Origin of the sequence: Vibrio sp. 779(2023), from assembly GCF_033344285.1 — a bacterium.
GTDB classification, from domain to species: domain Bacteria; phylum Pseudomonadota; class Gammaproteobacteria; order Enterobacterales; family Vibrionaceae; genus Vibrio; species Vibrio alginolyticus.
Window position 1 is genome coordinate 445,921 of the sequence record NZ_JAWPOM010000001.1, and the last position, 16,670, is coordinate 462,590.

The 16,670-nt window shown below is 46.7% G+C and carries 12 protein-coding genes; 4 read left to right on the plus strand and 8 right to left on the minus strand.

Going from position 1 to position 16,670, the window contains the following annotated elements:
* The first annotated feature begins 9 nt into the window (after positions 1-9).
* The 3 genes from vmeQ to R8O70_RS01990 all read left to right on the plus strand — a co-directional run bounded on the left by vmeQ (position 10) and on the right by R8O70_RS01990 (position 5,330).
* Positions 10-3,156: an efflux RND transporter permease subunit VmeQ gene (gene vmeQ / locus R8O70_RS01980; protein WP_258624808.1), complete on the plus strand. Its 3,147-nt coding sequence runs from the start codon at positions 10-12 to the stop codon at positions 3,154-3,156.
* 114 nt (positions 3,157-3,270) lie between these two features.
* Positions 3,271-4,356, plus strand: coding sequence for an OmpP1/FadL family transporter (locus R8O70_RS01985; protein ID WP_053303797.1), 1,086 nt, complete (start codon positions 3,271-3,273; stop codon positions 4,354-4,356).
* 176 nt (positions 4,357-4,532) lie between these two features.
* Positions 4,533-5,330, plus strand: a complete 798-nt coding sequence (locus tag R8O70_RS01990) for a hypothetical protein (RefSeq protein WP_033906800.1) — start codon at positions 4,533-4,535, stop codon at positions 5,328-5,330.
* 47 nt (positions 5,331-5,377) lie between these two features.
* Here R8O70_RS01990 and speG read toward each other — a convergent pair whose 3' ends face one another.
* Positions 5,378-5,917 carry a spermidine N1-acetyltransferase gene (gene speG / locus R8O70_RS01995; RefSeq protein WP_005375417.1) on the minus strand — a complete coding sequence of 180 codons (540 nt, stop codon included), beginning with the start codon at positions 5,915-5,917 and terminating at the stop codon, positions 5,378-5,380.
* Between the two features lie 245 nt (positions 5,918-6,162).
* Between speG and R8O70_RS02000 the strand changes: the two genes are divergently transcribed.
* Complete coding sequence (locus R8O70_RS02000) at positions 6,163-6,315, plus strand: hypothetical protein (protein ID WP_005375418.1); 153 nt, start codon at positions 6,163-6,165, stop codon at positions 6,313-6,315.
* 112 nt (positions 6,316-6,427) lie between these two features.
* On the opposite strand, the gene R8O70_RS02005 is transcribed toward R8O70_RS02000, so the two are convergent.
* The 7 genes from R8O70_RS02005 to R8O70_RS02035 form a co-directional block, all read right to left on the minus strand.
* A complete protein-coding gene (locus R8O70_RS02005; protein ID WP_053303796.1) occupies positions 6,428-7,477 on the minus strand; it encodes a sensor domain-containing diguanylate cyclase in 1,050 nt (349 codons plus the stop codon).
* A gap of 282 nt (positions 7,478-7,759) precedes the next feature.
* Positions 7,760-8,611 carry a carbenicillin-hydrolyzing class A beta-lactamase CARB-42 gene (locus tag R8O70_RS02010; protein ID WP_005375420.1) on the minus strand — a complete coding sequence of 284 codons (852 nt, stop codon included), beginning with the start codon at positions 8,609-8,611 and terminating at the stop codon, positions 7,760-7,762.
* Between the two features lie 324 nt (positions 8,612-8,935).
* Positions 8,936-9,502, minus strand: coding sequence for a copper-resistant cuproprotein CopI (copI, locus tag R8O70_RS02015; RefSeq protein ID WP_318184023.1), 567 nt, complete (start codon positions 9,500-9,502; stop codon positions 8,936-8,938).
* 76 nt (positions 9,503-9,578) lie between these two features.
* Entirely contained in the window at positions 9,579-12,746 is a 3,168-nt protein-coding gene (locus tag R8O70_RS02020) for an efflux RND transporter permease subunit (protein WP_318184024.1), read from the minus strand.
* A gap of 2 nt (positions 12,747-12,748) precedes the next feature.
* Positions 12,749-14,467 carry an efflux RND transporter periplasmic adaptor subunit gene (locus tag R8O70_RS02025; protein ID WP_318184025.1) on the minus strand — a complete coding sequence of 573 codons (1,719 nt, stop codon included), beginning with the start codon at positions 14,465-14,467 and terminating at the stop codon, positions 12,749-12,751.
* Between the two features lie 12 nt (positions 14,468-14,479).
* Positions 14,480-15,868 (minus strand): TolC family protein, encoded by a 1,389-nt coding sequence (locus R8O70_RS02030; RefSeq protein WP_318184026.1) that lies wholly within the window; start codon positions 15,866-15,868, stop codon positions 14,480-14,482.
* Positions 15,869-16,003: 135 nt separating this feature from the next.
* On the minus strand, positions 16,004-16,426 hold the full coding sequence (locus R8O70_RS02035; RefSeq protein ID WP_318184027.1) for a hypothetical protein: 423 nt from the start codon (positions 16,424-16,426) through the stop codon (positions 16,004-16,006).
* Positions 16,427-16,670: the final 244 nt, after the last annotated feature.

Below are 16,670 nucleotides of genomic sequence, written 5' to 3' on the forward strand. Positions count from 1 at the left end.
TGAGTACTGATGTTAAGTAAATTTTTCATTCACCGGCCGAAGTTTGCTTTGGTGATCTCACTGGCGATGACATTGATGGGTATGATCGCCCTGAAAGTCTTGCCAATTTCTGAGTATCCTCAAATCTCTCCAACGGTAATTACGGTGAGCACCATGTATCCGGGTGCAAACGCGGACGTGGTTAAAAAGACCGTAGCACAACCGATAGAAGCCAAAGTCAACGGCGTTGAAGACATGATTTACATGTCTTCTGTGATTGGTAACGATGGCTCATACACATTGCGTATTTACTTCCGAGTGGGCGCAGATGGCGATATGGCGCAGGTTCGTGTGAACAACTTGGTGGCACAGGCGACGTCGTCTCTACCACAAGAAGTAAACCAAATCGGTGTGACGGTTAAGAAGAAATCTTCCGACATGCTGGGCGTTATCACACTGCGTTCTCCGAAACAGTCTCACGACAGTATCTACCTTTCTAACTACGCGGATCTCAATATTGTCGAGCGTCTAAAACGTATCGAAGGTATGAGTGACATTACGCTGCTGGGTAAGAAAGACTACTCAATGCGTATTTGGTTGAACCCAAATAAACTGGCTACCTTGAAGCTTTCTGCTAGCGATGTTATTGGCGCAATTAAAACGCAAAACATCCAAGTGGCGGCGGGTAAGATCGGTGGTATGCCAGCTCCAGGTGACCAGCAATATCAATATGTTTTGCAAACCAAAGGCCGCCTCACTTCTGCGGAAGAGTTCGAGAACATCATCATTCGTGCGAGCAAGAAAGGTTCTTTGATTCGCTTGAAAGATGTGGCTCGTGTGGAAGTTGGTGCACAAGGTTACGAAGCTGATGGTCGTATGAATAACGAACCAGCCGCCGTTCTGGCCTTGTACCAGTTGCCGACCGCGAACGCGCTAGACGTGATGGAACGCGTGAAAGAGGCCATGAAAGAGTACGAGAAATCGTTCCCAGATGATTTGGTCTACGACATCGCGTATGACTCTACCGAATACGTAGAGACATCGATTGATGAAGTGTACGAGACGCTGGTGATTGCAGTACTTCTTGTCACCTTCGTTGTGTACGTTTTCTTGCAGAACTGGCGAGCGACCATCATTCCAACCTTAGCGATTCCGGTTTCCATCATTGCGACGTTCGCAATCATGGGCGTGATGGGCATGACCATTAACACGATCTCGTTGTTTGGCTTGATCCTCGCCATCGGTATCGTGGTGGACGATGCGATCATCGTGGTAGAGAACGTGGAGCGGGTTATCCATGAAGAGCATTTAGACCCGATTCCGGCCACGATCCAAGCTATGAAAGAAGTGACGGGGCCAGTATTGGCAACAACGCTTATTTTGTTGGCGGTATTCGTACCGGTTGCGCTATTGCCGGGTATTTCTGGTCGAATGTTCAACCAGTTCGCGGTCACCATCTGTGTATCGGTGCTGATCTCTGCGATCAACGCATTGACGTTAACGCCAGCGCTTTGTGCGTTGATGTTGAAATCTACTCACTCGCAACCTATTGCGCCTTTGCGTGCGTTTAACCGCGGTTTTGAAGCAATAACGCGCAAATACCAAGGTTTAGTTGGCTTCTTGAGCCGCCGCATTGTGCTGAGTATCGGTGTGTATGGCGCGCTTATTGCGGTGCTGGCATTTGCGTTCATGACCGTACCTTCTTCTTTCGTACCGAACGAAGATAAAGGCGTGTTCATGGTCGAAATGCGTTTGCCAGACGCAGCAGCATTGCAGCGTACTGCACCATTAATGAAGAAGTACGTTGATGAGCTAAAACAGATGGAAGGTGTGGAGAACGTGGTTTCGGTTGCGGGCTTCTCGGTAATTAACATGGCGTCGATTCCAAACTCGGGCATGTTGATCATCAAACTGGATAACTGGAGCAAACGTAAAGACCCTGAGCTACACCAACGTGCGTTGATGAACAAAGTTAACCAAATGCTGAACTCAACGCCAGATGCCGCTTCGTTCGTTTTCGCGACGCCGGCAATCAAAGGCATGGGTGCGGTGGATGGTTTCAACCTTGTGCTGCAAGACAACTTGGGCCGTTCTCCACAAGAGTTGGCAAAAACAACCGCTGATTTTGTTGCCCAAATCAACCAACTGCCTGAAGTGGCACGTGCGTTCTCGATTTTCCGTGCGAATATTCCGCAACGTTACATCGATATTGATCGCGATAAAGCGATTTCGATGGGCGTACCGTTGAATGAAATCTTCAGCACACTGCAAGCACAGTTGGGCGGTGCCTACATTTCTGACTTCAACTTGTTTGGTCGTTCGTACCAAGTGAAAGTGCAAGCAGACGAGCAATACCGTGACAATATCGACGACATCAACCATCTGTTTGTTCGCTCAAGCTCTGGAAAAATGGTGTCACTGGCAACGCTAGTGAAAGTGAAGCCGATCTTCGGCCCAGATACCTTGTCGAACTACAACATGTTCAGTTCTGCAACCGTGAACGGTGCGCCAGCGCCAGGTTACAGCTCGGGTGATGTTGTAAAAGCCATTGAAAAACTGGCTGCGGAATCTTTGCCAAGTGGTTACTCGTACGAGTGGTCAGGCATGACTTACCAAGAGATGAAAGCAGGCAACATGGCGCCAATCGCGTTCGCATTGTCTTTGCTGTTCACCTACTTGTTCTTAGTGGCTCAGTACGAAAGTTGGACCATTCCAGCTGCGGTAATGATGGCGGTTCCAGTCGCGATTCTCGGCGCAATGGGCACGCTACTGCTGGTGGGACAACCGTTCGATTTATACGTGCAGATTGGTGTGGTCATCTTGATCGGTATGTCCGCCAAAGTGGCGATTCTTATCGTGGAATTTGCCAAAGTTCTGCGAGAAGAAAAGGGCTTATCCATCATTGATGCTGCCAAAGAAGCTGCTCGAATCCGTTTCCGTGCAGTACAGATGACCGCATTCGCCTTCATCTGGGGGGTATTCCCGTTGGTGATTGCATCGGGTGCTGGTGCCGCATCTCGTCACTCACTGGGCTTTGCAGTGTTCGGCGGCATGATTCTCTCTACGTTTGTCGGCACGTTACTGACGCCAGTGTTCTTCGTGATGATGCAATCTCTGCGCGAGAAGTTTAAGCGAAAGAAATCCACTGAACTTGAGGTGAGCGAGCAACAACGCTGATTTCAACTTACTGACTCCACAACACCCCCACGCTGTGTGCGATTGGCCAATGCCTTTCATTGATATATAACCACCGTCGCAGCGTGGGTTTCCCAAACAATAATAGGTTTTAACATGAAAAATCTTTCAAAAATCGTCGTAGCGAGCTCTTTACTGACGTGTGCTGCTGCGCAAGCGGGTGGGTTATACCTTTACGAAACTACAGCATCGGATATTGGTTTGGCATCCGCTGGTATGGCGGCTCGTGCGCAAGATGCCTCAGTAATGGCAGCAAACCCGGCTGGTCTGGCGAATGTTTCTGGTAAATCTTTCTCTGGTAACCTGATTGGCCTTTACGGTGACGCGCAACTAGACACGATGACTGGCGATGCGGGCAACGTGATTGGTTTTGTTCCTATGGCGTCGGCATTTTACAGCCAACAAGTGAACGACAAATGGACGCTGGGTATTGGTCTGTATGGCAACTACGGTCTTGGCCTCGAGTACGAAGGTCTTTTGGGTGATCATTTAGATATTCCTACAGCAACGACGCAAGCCTTGACCATTCAACCTTCCGCTTCTTACCGCATCAATGATCACTGGTCTGTGGGTGCGGCGCTTGGCATTCAGTACGGTATGTATGAAGTGGAAACGAAGGGAGCCTTGAACTTCAATGACGAAGACCAAGATACTCAGCTCAACGGCCGAGTAGGTGTGCTTTATGAAGCAACACCAGGCACTCGTCTTGGCCTGTCTTACTCTTCTGAAACCGAATTTGAATTCGACAAGAGTAACTCCATTGCTCCACAACAACTGATCTTCAGTGCTTACCATGAAGTGAATGATGACCTAGCGGTGATGTGGAACGTGAACTGGCAAGACTGGAGCGAATACACAACCACGCTGGGCGTAGAGACACAAGACACTTACCAAATCGCATTGGGTACTCAGTACAAACTGAATGAAAAAATGATGTGGAATGCAGGTTTTGCATTCGATACCAGCATGTATGAAAGCCAATCAAACGGTGACATTACCGTTCCTACTGGCAAGGCGTACCGCATTGGTACAGGCATTGATTACAAATTGGATTCAGAAAACTCAATTGGTTTCGCGTTTGAAGCGATCTTGATGGAATCGTCAGAAACGCCACGCTTACAAGCTGGTTTTGATGAGCCTGCGCTGTACTTCATGAGCATGAGCTACAACTGGAAAAACTAATCATTCCTAATCGCTAAAACGCCTTCCTTACAGGCCATTCTACCCTAACTACCTGCACTGGATGCTGTCACACCATCTAAGGTAGTTAGGGCGCTTCTGTCACATCCAGTGAGTGATGATTCAAAAAGTATCTGCGCAGCTAAGTGCGGGTATTCAACATCTCAAAGGACTAAAAAATGAAAAATAAACTAGCGTTAGTGTGTATAACTTTGTTGGTTAGTACGCTGGCTCATGGTGCCGAGCATCGAGTAAAAGACAATAAAAACAAGTTGGCGGATGACCCAACAAAAGTCATCACGAAATTTGGCGCGTCTTACGCAAACAACTACGATTTTGATGATCAAAACATCTCATTCTCGGGCTCACTTGCGCTTGACCAAGCGCGCAAAATTAACCTGCGTATCAATGATGATGCGAGCGAGTGGCGTATTGGTGGCTCGTGGTTGTTTCCGGTCGGTATCGTGAACTTCAACTTCGGTAAAAATGAATACGTAAACGGCGCGGATCAAACCAACTACAGCGTTGGTACCTTTATGCCGCTAAGTTATTTCGGGATTGAGCCAGCAGGTTTCCAAATTTTCCCAATGGCAGGCTATACGTACAACACTGGTGATGTTCCTGTTTGTGACGGTGCAGAAAGTAGTCTCTGTAGCGAGCCTAACTTTACGGGTACGCCAAGTGCAGAGAATGGCTTCAATATGATAAGCTCTTCAGGCAGTAGCGGTTACGTTGGTGCATTTGCGCTGAAATCGTTTACCAAAAAGCTGACGTTAATCAGCTTCGCAGCAGGCACTTACGGCTCAGTAAACAGTGAAGGAGAGAACTACAAAGGCTTCTTTGGTGGTATTGGTCTTGGTTACCTCGTGAGCAAACGCCACTCTTTTAACGTAATGACGTTTGTCATGGACAACAACACCTATTTGGATGAAGCAGACAAGCGCATCGTGTTATCATATCAATATCAATTTGAATAAATAAAAACGCAGCCCAAATAGCTGCGTTTTTACTTTGATAGAATGAACTAGTGAATTGAGTTGTTTTCTTCGATCTTTTTCTGGTACTGGTGTTTTAATATATACATGCGCTTAACATCGCTGTAAGCGCCGTTAATAAAGTATTCTTCTACAAGGTGACCTTCTTCGATAAAGCCGCATTTTTTGTATAAGTGAATAGCGACTTCGTTATCCACTGCGACTAATAAGTAGATTTTACGTAGATTAAGAATTGAGAATGAGTAATCTAACGCACGATTAATCATCTCTGTCGCATAACCTCGGCCTTGATGCTCTGGGGCGATGATTATCTGAAATTCCGCGCTGCGGTGAATGTAGTTAATCTCGATCAGCTCAACTAAGCCAATTACGATGCCGTCTTCATCTTCGACGACAAAACGCCTTTCAGCGTCATCATGTATATGTTTTCGATAAAGTTCTTCGAGCTCGTCATAAGACTCGTAAGGTTCTTCGAACCAGTAGGCCATGATATTTCGGTTGTTATTCAGTTCATGAATAAAGCGCAAATCAGAACGCTCTAATGCACGCATTTTTAGGCCTTTCTTCATCATTTTTCTCCAATGAGGGCGGAGAATACCTCCGCACTTGATGCTAGAAAATATTACCGTATTTCACAAGAATAGCGCATCTTTTTTGGAAAATATCCTGTGATTTTCAATGTGGAAACTTAGAGTTCACGACAAATATAAATTAATCTTTACGATAAAAAACTCGATTAGGTGCTTTGCCTAATATCGTATTAAATACCGCGCAACGACTTAGTGTCTTAATCTAAACAAACAAGGTATTCAATATGTTTTCAATCGGTGACGTAGTAGTAGCGACTAAAGGTATCGATCTTGGCGAAATGGTTGTTACAGGTTTAAGCAGTGGCGGTTTTTACACACATGTAAAAGCAGGCGAAAAAACACTAACTTACCCAGCTAAAGATCTTAAGAAAGCATAATTAAATTTGCTCATTCTTATTTTTAACTGGCTTAAAGTTCGTATTAGTTATTTTAAGCGGGTTAGAATCGATAAAAGGTAGCGCAATGAGTCGCTACCTTTTTTTATTTTTTCTACCTTTCTTCACCAATATGAAACTCAACGCGATTTCTTCCGGTTTCTTTTGCCTTGTAAAGTGCTAAGTCGGCGCGTTTAACGAGTGGTTCAAATGAGTCGTCGAGACGACAGACTTGAGTTACCCCAATACTCGCGGTGAAGCTCATATCACAACCTGAATGTTGAACGGTCGTCGTTTCTAGTGCATTACGAATCGTTTCTAATGTGTCTAGAGCTTGCTGTGATGAGCGACTTCTTAATACGATGGCAAACTCTTCACCGCCAACTCTGGCAAGTAAGTCACAATCAAGTAGATGACTTTTAATAGTATTAACTGCATGGATCAGTGATTTATCGCCTGCGTCATGACCAAATCGGTCATTGAGGCTTTTAAAATTGTCGAGATCTAAAATAGCAACATGGAAGTCAATGCCCTGGGTTCGGTATTCATTTAGGCGGCTTTCGATTTGTCGCATGAACTCTCTGCGGTTTGGAATACCTGTTAGATCATCCGTCGTGGCGAGGTGCTCCATTTTCATAATCTGTATATGAAGGGCAATGTTTAAAGCAATCCAATTAGCGATGCACTGAAGCTGTGCCGCTTGTTCGTTTGTGTAAATGTGCGTTTGATGATGCGCAACATTAAGCGTTCCTAGGCAGACTTTACCGTGCATTAAAGGCGCGTCCATACACGTACCCATACCATTGGATGCGAGCATCACACAATCGATCTCATCAGATTGCGTAACATCGTCGCAGATCATCAGTTGTTGCTTTTTGAACACTCGGCCAACAAACGCTTGATGAATGGGCACTAAAAATTCAGCGGGAATCGCTTTACTACCAGAGAAAGAGTAGACCTTTAAATGATCATTGTTTTCATAAAGTGTGATACTCGCACGGTCAGAATTAAATATACGATTTATCCATTCTGCCACCGTATCAAGTACTTGCTGTAGTGTTTCCGATTGAGCTAAAAAGTGAACAAACCCTATCGGCATACATATCGGACTTTCCATGTTTTGCATCGATAAGTCATCAGGGTTAAAAGTTCTTTCAAGTCTCAATAGACATCTCCTTGGCAATGTTGCAAATACCAACAATAAATTACGTGAAGCTATTTTGTAGAAAATGTGCTTCTTGGTAAGAGTATGGTTTAATTATCGCCGTTTGTGTGCATTTGGTTGCTTAATGTGGGCGTTAACTCACCCTAAATAAGTAAATCTTATACCTATTTATAAGTAAGTCATTACTCAATAAGTGGTGTTTTTAAGATGGAAGTACAGAATGAGCCCTTCTGGAATAGAAGGGCTAGAAAAGGATACAAATAGGGTCAGGTGAGTGGTGACTTAATTGTCTTTGTACTTTTGTAAAATCAACTGACTTATCTGCGCAACGAGTTGGTCCCTAGCTTGAAGTGAGAGCTCGGTTTCAGTGACATAAATACTAATGTAAACAGGTCGATGATTTTCCTTCCATATAATCGCGTTAATGCCACGCGAACCATGACCTCCCGCACCAGAACGGTCTGCAATAGACCAACCTGTTGGTAATACAGAACGCATTAACGAGTCTGAAACTTTGTTGTCCTGCATCCAGATTTTTAATTGTACACGAGACTCATAAGACAACGTTTCGCCTTCGACCAAAGTTCGAAGAGTGTTTAGTATGGCGTTAGGTGTGGTTGTGTCGCGGCTGTCGCCTGGTGTGGCTTCGTTCAAGCGAGGTTCTATTCTGTCTAGGCGCGTTGCTTTATCTCCAATTGTTCGCAGAAACATTGTTACGGCCTTAGGGCCGCCAATTTCATTTAATACTAAGTTGGCTGCGGTATTATCACTCATTAACATAGCGGCTTCACACGCGTGCTCTATGCGTGTGTTTTGGCCTGCGAGCTTATCCATCACTGGAGACCATACAACGATACTGCGCTCATCGACTTTTGCGGTCGCATTTTTACTTAGCTTACCGCTGTCCATATCACTTAGCATTTTGGCACAAGCTAGGGTTTTGAATGTGCTCATGAGTGGGAAGCGTTCATCGCCACGGTAATCCCAACGCTCGTCTGCTTGGGTATCCCAAACTGACACCCCAATTCTGCTTGAGGTTTGTTGCTCGAGGAGAGAAATGTCCTCATTCAGTTGGGACGCGTAACTTAGGGTTGAGCAAACCATTAGCCCAGCCAACAAAAATAACTTTTTCATGGATCGTGTTCTTCAATTTTAGTTTTAGTTCGCACGGTAGCGATGTCACGTAAACTATAACGAGCCAATACTCTAAACACTGTTAAATCTATGTCTATTTTATGTAGGATTCTTCGCAATACGCTTAAACGGTCTCAATATGGGGAGAAGAGTGTTGCTATCAAGGCCTGTAGTTTGGCTTATATTACGTCGGTGATTCGGTCACAAAAATATCTTAGCGTGAGACACTGGCTCAGAATTTCTTATCATGAGCTAACGAATAGTTTGATCCAGAGAAATAAAAGGAGCTGAATCATCAGCTCCTTTGTCTATTTGGATAATTACTTACAGTTCAATCTTTTTAACCATGCCCGCTTCTGCATGGCCCGGAATGTTGCACGCGAACTCAACCTTGTTGTCACCGTGGAAGTGCCACAGTAATTGCTTCGCTTTACCTGGTTCTACCGTAACTGCGTTTCCTGAGTCATGCATGTGATCGCCGCTCATCGTCTTCATCATTTCGCGATGTTCTAGCTGCTCTTTAGCCGAACCAATCGTAAACTCGTGGTTGATCTTACCGGTGTTCATGACCACAAATTGCACCACATCGTTTGGCTCAATCTTAACGTCTTTCTTGAACTTGATGGTCATGTCATCACCTAAGATAACGTGTACCACCTTGTCTGGCTTTGCCCCTTTTGCTGGCATACCTACTGCCGACATGCCCTGCATATCCATCATGTTTGAATGATCCATTTTACTGTGGTCCATCCTCATGTTGCCGTGGTCCATATTTTCATGCTTCATTTTGCTATGATCCATGTTCGCGTAGTCCATGTTTGAATGATCCATTTGGGCAAACGCAGTCGTTGTTGTTAGGGCTAGAGCAAGAGTGATTAGTGTCTTTTTCATTTTTTTATCCTTGTTTTAATTCATTAATAATTTGGTTGCTTCCCCCCAAACGAATTGATTGAGGGGAAGGTAGGGATTAAGCGTTGTTGTTTACATCACTAGCTTGGTGATTAGTCGCATTGCTTTGGCGCAACTCGCGTTGTTTCCACAGCTTGAAGATGGCAGGAAGCACCAACAGCGTCAGTAGCAGTGCCGATGCCATACCGCCAATCATTGGTGCAGCGATACGTTGCATCACTTCTGATCCTGTCCCTTCGCCGTACATGATCGGAATCAGACCAATAATGACCGTCAGTACCGTCATCATTACTGGGCGAACACGAAGGCCTGCACCTTCACGAATGGCATCAGTTAGGTCTTTCGCTTCAAGCTTCTGTTGGCTCTTTTCCGCATCCAGCTTTTTGTAGTGCCATGCTTGGTTGAGGTAGACGAGCATGATGACCCCAATTTCAACCGCGACGCCTGCTAGGGCAATAAAGCCGACCCCAACGGCAATCGAGAAGTTGTAGTTGAGGATATGCATAAGCCACAAACCACCGACCATAGCGAGTGGTAGAGTAAGCATGATGATCATCACTTCACCGACACGACGGAAGCTGAAATAAAGCAGTAGCATAATGATGGCGATGGTGATTGGTACCACGACACTCAAGCGGTCTTTCGCACGCTCCATGTATTCGTATTGACCAGACCAAGCCAGCGAGTAACCCGCAGGAAGTTCTAGTTGATCAGCCACTACTTGCTGTGCTTCCACAACGTAAGATCCAAGGTCACGACCATCGATATCGACAAACACCCAGCCGTTTGGACGCGCGTTTTCCGTTTTAATCATTGGAGGGCCGTCTTCGTAACGAATGTCCGCTACGTCAGCCAGCGCAATACGAGCACCATTTGGTGTCACCAATGGTAGATTTTGCAGTTTAACCACTGAATCACGGTAGTCTTGTGGGTAACGAACGTTGATTGGGTAACGCTCCAAGCCTTCGATGGTTTCACCCACATTCATGCCGCCAACCGCGGTGGAGATCACCTGCTGAACGTCTTTGATGCTCAAGCCGTAACGCGCTGCGGCACGACGTTTAATGTCGATTGCGACATAACGACCACCTGCTACACGCTCTGCATAAACCGATGCCGTGCCTTGTACGCCATTAAGAATTGGCTCCAACTGAGAACCGATCTTCTCAATCACTTTCAGATCGGGTCCGGCGATCTTAATGCCGATAGGGGTTTTGATGCCCGTTGCCAGCATGTCGATACGCGTTTTGATAGGCATTACCCAAGCGTTAGTAAGACCAGGGAACTGAACCAGCTTGTCGAACTCTTTGCGCAGTGACTCGGTTGTTACCCCTTCACGCCATTGGTCGCGTGGCTTCAACTGAATCACGGTTTCAATCATGGTGAGTGGCGCTGGATCGGTTGCGGTCTCAGCTCGGCCAATCTTGCCCCATACGGTTTTCACTTCTGGAACGGTTTTGATCAGTTTGTTGGTTTGCTGTAGAAGCTCACGCGCCTTACCAATCGAGATACCTGGGTAGGTCGTTGGCATGTACATCAAGTCGCCCTCATCCAGCGGCGGGATGAACTCGCTACCCAGTTTACTGGTTGGGTAGTAAGCCGACGCCATCAGACCTAATGCGATAACAATCATGGTCTTAGGGTATTTTAAGCTGGTATTCAACAGCGGGCGGTACAATGCGACCAAGCCACGGTTAACCGGGTTTTTGTGCTCCGGTAACACCTTACCGCGAATGAAGTAGCCCATAAGAACAGGGACGAGTGTGATTGCCAACCCTGCTGCCGCTGCCATGGCGTACGTCTTAGTGAACGCAAGCGGCGAGAACATCTTGCCTTCTTGGCCTTCTAAGGCGAACACCGGTACGAAGCTAAGAGTGATGATCAGCAATGAGAAGAACAGCGGAGCGCCGACCTCTTCTGCGGCTTTGCCAATTACTTGCCAGCGGTTCTTGTCGGTCAGTGGCGTTCGTTCAATGTGCTTGTGAACGTTTTCAATCATCACGATTGCACCATCCACCATGGCACCGATGGCAATCGCGATACCACCAAGGGACATGATGTTGGCGTTGATGCCTTGCCAATGCATTACGATAAACGCAGTGAGAATACCGACCGGTAGGCTCAGAGCGATAACCAATGAAGAACGAATGTGGAACAGGAACAACGTACACACAATCGCAACGACGATGAACTCCTCTGCAAGCTTTTTCCATAGGTTTTCTACCGCTGAATCGATAAGGGTAGAGCGGTCGTAGGTTGCAACAATTTCCACGCCTTCTGGTAGGCTGCGTTGCAGGTCGGCGAGTTTGTCTTTGACTTTCGCAATCACTTCACTCGCGTTCTCGCCAAAGCGCATTACGATAACGCCACCCACTGCTTCACCTTCGCCATTCAACTCTGAGATACCTCGTCGCATTTGTGGACCAAGGTTAATGTCTGCGATGTCTCCTAATAGCAACGGCGTGCCTTTCTCGGTGACTTTTAGCGGCAGTGATTTTATGTCTTCAATGCTGGTTAGGTAACCCGTGGTACGAACCATGTGTTCGGCTTCGGCCACTTCGATAACGGACGCGCCGGTCTCTTGGTTACCGTTTTGGATTGCCATGTTCACTTGTTGCAGAGTGAGGTTGTAAGCACGAAGCTTGGCAGGATCAATCTGCACTTGATACTGCTTCACCATACCGCCCACGGTAGCGACTTCAGAAACGCCATCAACGGTTTGCAATTCGTACTTCAAGAACCAGTCTTGCAGGCTGCGAAGATCCGCCAAATCATGCTTGCCGGTTTTGTCTTGTAATACGTAGCTGTAAACCCAGCCCACGCCCGTTGCATCAGGACCTAGGGTTGGTTTTGCGTTCGGTGGCAGCTTGGGTGCTACTTGGCTTAAGTACTCCAACACGCGTGAACGTGCCCAGTACATGTCGGTATCATCGTTGAAAATGATATAAACGTAAGAGTCACCAAAGAAAGAGTAGCCACGAACCGTCTCAGCACCCGGCACGGCAAGCATGGCGGTGGTGAGCGGGTAAGTAACTTGATCCTCGACGACTTGAGGAGCTTGCCCCGGATAGCTTGTCTTGATGATCACTTGCACATCAGAAAGATCCGGAATCGCATCAACAGGCGTATTCTTTACACTGTAAAGTCCGCCTAATATAAGGGCTAAGGTCGCGACCAACACTAGGAATCGGTTGCTCAGTGACCAACGAATAATAGCATTGATCATAATTAACCCTCGACGGCTGTTGTTGCAGGAACTAGTTGTTTAAGAACGTAGTCAGATCCTTGTTTTTCAACTAGAAACCGAACTTTCTGTCCTTCTTCAAAACCCGATAGATCAACATCTTCACCCACAGAGAAGTTCATCTCGCCAGCATCCCAGTTCCATTCTGCAACCGGTAGGTGGTTTAAGGTGATCATGCCAAAATCAGCCATCAGCATCGTGATGTCACCAGTTAGCCAAACTTCTGCTGCAATGACGCTGTTGTCTGCCCTATAGTCAACGATTTGGTACTGACCGGACTCCGTCTTTTGCATTTCAAATTCGATAGCCTGACCTTTTTTCAAGTCACCCATCTCAACGCCATCTGCAAAAGTGAAGTTCATTACCATGCCCGGCCAATCCCATTCTGGTACAGGCTGGTGGTTGATGGTCAGCATGCGGTGATCTTTCATTACGTCTGTGATCTCACCTTTGGCCCATGCTGTTTCCGCCGCTGCTTCTACACCATTGATGCGAGACAGATCCGCCGACTGGCTTGATTCAGAGTCGAGCATGAAGTGAGATGAAGTAACGATCTTGTCGCCTTTTTTAAGTCCTTGTAATACTTCGATTTGTTCGCCAGCTTCGCGGCCAACTTCAATTCGAGCAGAACGGTATTTGCCATCACCTTCCGCCAGAACAACGCGAGTCATACCGCCAGAGCGGATAACAGATGATTTAGGAATCGTTAATACTGCGTCGTCAGTGACAGGCTGCAGGGCAATATTGGCGAACATGTTTGGCTTCAATGCGCCATCTGGATTAGGAAATTTAAGACGCACACGCAACGTACGTGTTTTCGGATCGAGGATTGGGTACACGTAATCCACGACACCTTGCCATTCATTGCCCGGAATCGCGTCAAGGGTCATCGTGGCTTGAGAGCCTGCTTTCATCCAGTGTGCTTGACGCTCAAAGACTTCTGCATCAACCCAAACATTGTCCAAAGGACCGGCACTGATCACCGCTTGAGCAGGGGACAAATAGCCACCTTCACGCACGTTTAAGCTCGCGATAACGCCATCAGCAGGAGCTTTGATTTCAATGGTTTGCGATGCTTTACCACTACGAGTAATGGATTTGATTTGAGCGCGGTCAACACCAAGCGTTACCAAGCGTTCGGTCGCCCCTTTTACAAGACCTTTGCGGCCAGTGCGGTACGCATTCAGCAATTCTTCTTGTGCTTTAACCAGTTCAGGAGAGTAGAGCGTGAAAAGCACATCGCCTTTCTTCACTTTCTCACCCACGGCATTGATGTAGAGTTTTTCTACCCAACCCGCCACACGAACGTTGGTTTGCCATAACAGACTTTCATCAAAGGCAATATAACCAACCGTTTCGATGCGTGGTGATAACTGTTGTAGTGTCGCGTTTGCGGTTTTAACCCCGAGGTTATTTTCTACTGAAGGGTCAATAGTCACTGTACCCGGTGCGTCTTGTTCACCGGATAGGTCTTCTGCGTAAACCGGAATCAAATCCATGCCCATTGGGGATTTACCCGGCTTGTCGCGTTTGTAATTCGGATCCATTGGGGCAACCCAGTAAAGCGGATCATTAGAGCTTGCAGCAGATTCGCCACCCATCGCACTCATGTCGTGAGCCGAGCCCGTAAGAAAATGATTAGCACCAAACCCTAAAGCACCACCAACAATCAGCGCGATGGTTGCAATCTTAAATGTTTTCATTGTTTTACCTTATTATTTTTTAAATTCAGACAGTTCTGGTTGCTCGACTTGATAGTCGAAACCACCGAGTAGGGTGGCTAAATTGCTGTTTGCAATGTTGAGATCAGTCAGCAAACGTTGTTGCTCTAATTGCAGAGCCAACTCGTCTGTGGTGGCAGAAATCACATCGTTAAACTGCGCTGTGTTGTTTTGATAACCCCGCTCAACGGCTTGAATGCGCGCTTTCGCTTGAGGCAATAAGGTGGATTGATAACGTTCTAAACGCTGGGTTAAGTTGCCGCGATCAACCAGCAAAGTGTTCACCTTGGCATTCATCTGCGTTAGTAAGGTGTCTTTTTGTGATTGTGCCGCGCCAACTTGGTATTGAGCGGCAGCAAGATTGCGATCTTGGCGGTCACCCGTAAACAACGGAATGTCCATGGTTAGGTAAGCGCTGACCAAGTCTGATGCTGGCTCACCCATCATGTTGTCGGCTTGGCGGTAGGCGTACATTACTTCGACGCCAAATTGTGGGTTGTAGGCTTGCTCAGCAATTTCAACCTGAGTTTTATTGGCAGAGATGCTGACGTCGGCCATCTTGACCATCGGGTGTTGGCTGAGTTGTTGATAATGCTTGGTGGAACCCTGACTAGCAGCAAGTTTGCCGTTCAGTGTGTCCCAATTAAGTTGGTTGCTCGCGTGCAGAGCCTGTTCATTCGCCAACCAATCTGAACCCAACCATTCGGAGAGTTGAGAGATAAGACGACGTTGCATTTGTGCATTGGCTTGCAGTTTCTCATCCAACTTGCTGACTTGTAATTGAGCGTTGAGTAGGTCTTGCGCTTCACTCTTACCAATCGAATAGTTGGTTTGAATAAAGCTTTCCATCTCCTTCATCAACTTGCGGTTCTCAAGCATGATTTGCTCCGCGCGTTGCTGGTAACCAAGTTCTAACCAAAGTTGAGTCATGCTGTTGGCTACCTCAAGCTCACGAGCATGGACTTGAAGCCCAAGGCCGTCAGCTTGTTGATTGGCTTTCTTCTGTTGTAAATCAAGCGTCGAGCCACGCTCAAATTGTTGCATTAAACCAACGGAGATGTTGGTCATTGGGTCTTCATCGAATTTGAAGCTGTCGACAGGCAAGCCACCAAAACCCACTTTCAGTTTTGGGTCCATTAAGGTCGAACTCGCGACGCCCGTTTCACGCATGGCAGCAGATTGCGCTGAGTATTGCTTACGATTGCCATCGTTACTCAAAGCGACGTTGATCAGTTGGGCAAGCTTGGTCGTCGAAGCTCGCTCACTTGATGCGGAATTTTGTGCTGCGTGCGTCTCTTTACCAGCGGCGTTAACCAAGGTTGGCGCAGCGACCAGAGCCACCATAAAAATAGGTGCAGCTAAGCGGTATGGTTTGATATCCATAATCTAAATCCAGTGTTCGCCGGATCGATGGAGGTGCGGATTTTATTACGGGAACAGTAAAGCCTTGTTACCTCATCGTTCAGGCGCATTAAAACAACCTGCGATACACGCGCAGGGTCGAATGCTAGGACGGATTTAGGCTATTGGAGGCCGGTATAGGTCGCGGCTGACGTGTACGACTGGGGAAGCAACTTCAGGAGTAATAGTTGCGCGATAGACGACGGGCATCGGGCTATTGACAGGATTCGGTAGGGGGACGAAAACTATCGTACACGCAGCAGTACAGCAGGTATGAACCATGCCAGAGCCTCCACCACAGTTCATGCTGGTTTCTCTTGCATCGCCATCTTCGGACATAGAAGCGTCAGTCATGGAGACGTCCATCATGTTAGGCATACCGCAGTGTTCGCTGTCACTCATCATAGAAGGATGGTGAGCCATGCCAGTAGACATCATTTGAATATTCATCAACGGCTCACTGTTCGCCACACTAGATACCAATAGCACTAGCGTCGTGAAGAGAGTTAACCAGATTGTATGCAGCGATTTTAAGTGCATACCTTTTCCCATGTGTTTGATGAAAATGATGAAAACCCTTCGATTCTAAAGGTTAACCTAAGGGTAAGGTCAATCATTTATTACTCTTATTATCAAAATAATCCAACCCTTCAGTTTTCGCACTTTCGAGCGAGTAAAACGTTTGTTAAACACCGAGTGTTGAAAGTTAGCGAAAGAAGCCCTCGCTTTTTATGACACGTGAAAAATGTGGTTTATAAGTTTTACATCACACTAACTTGTCTTA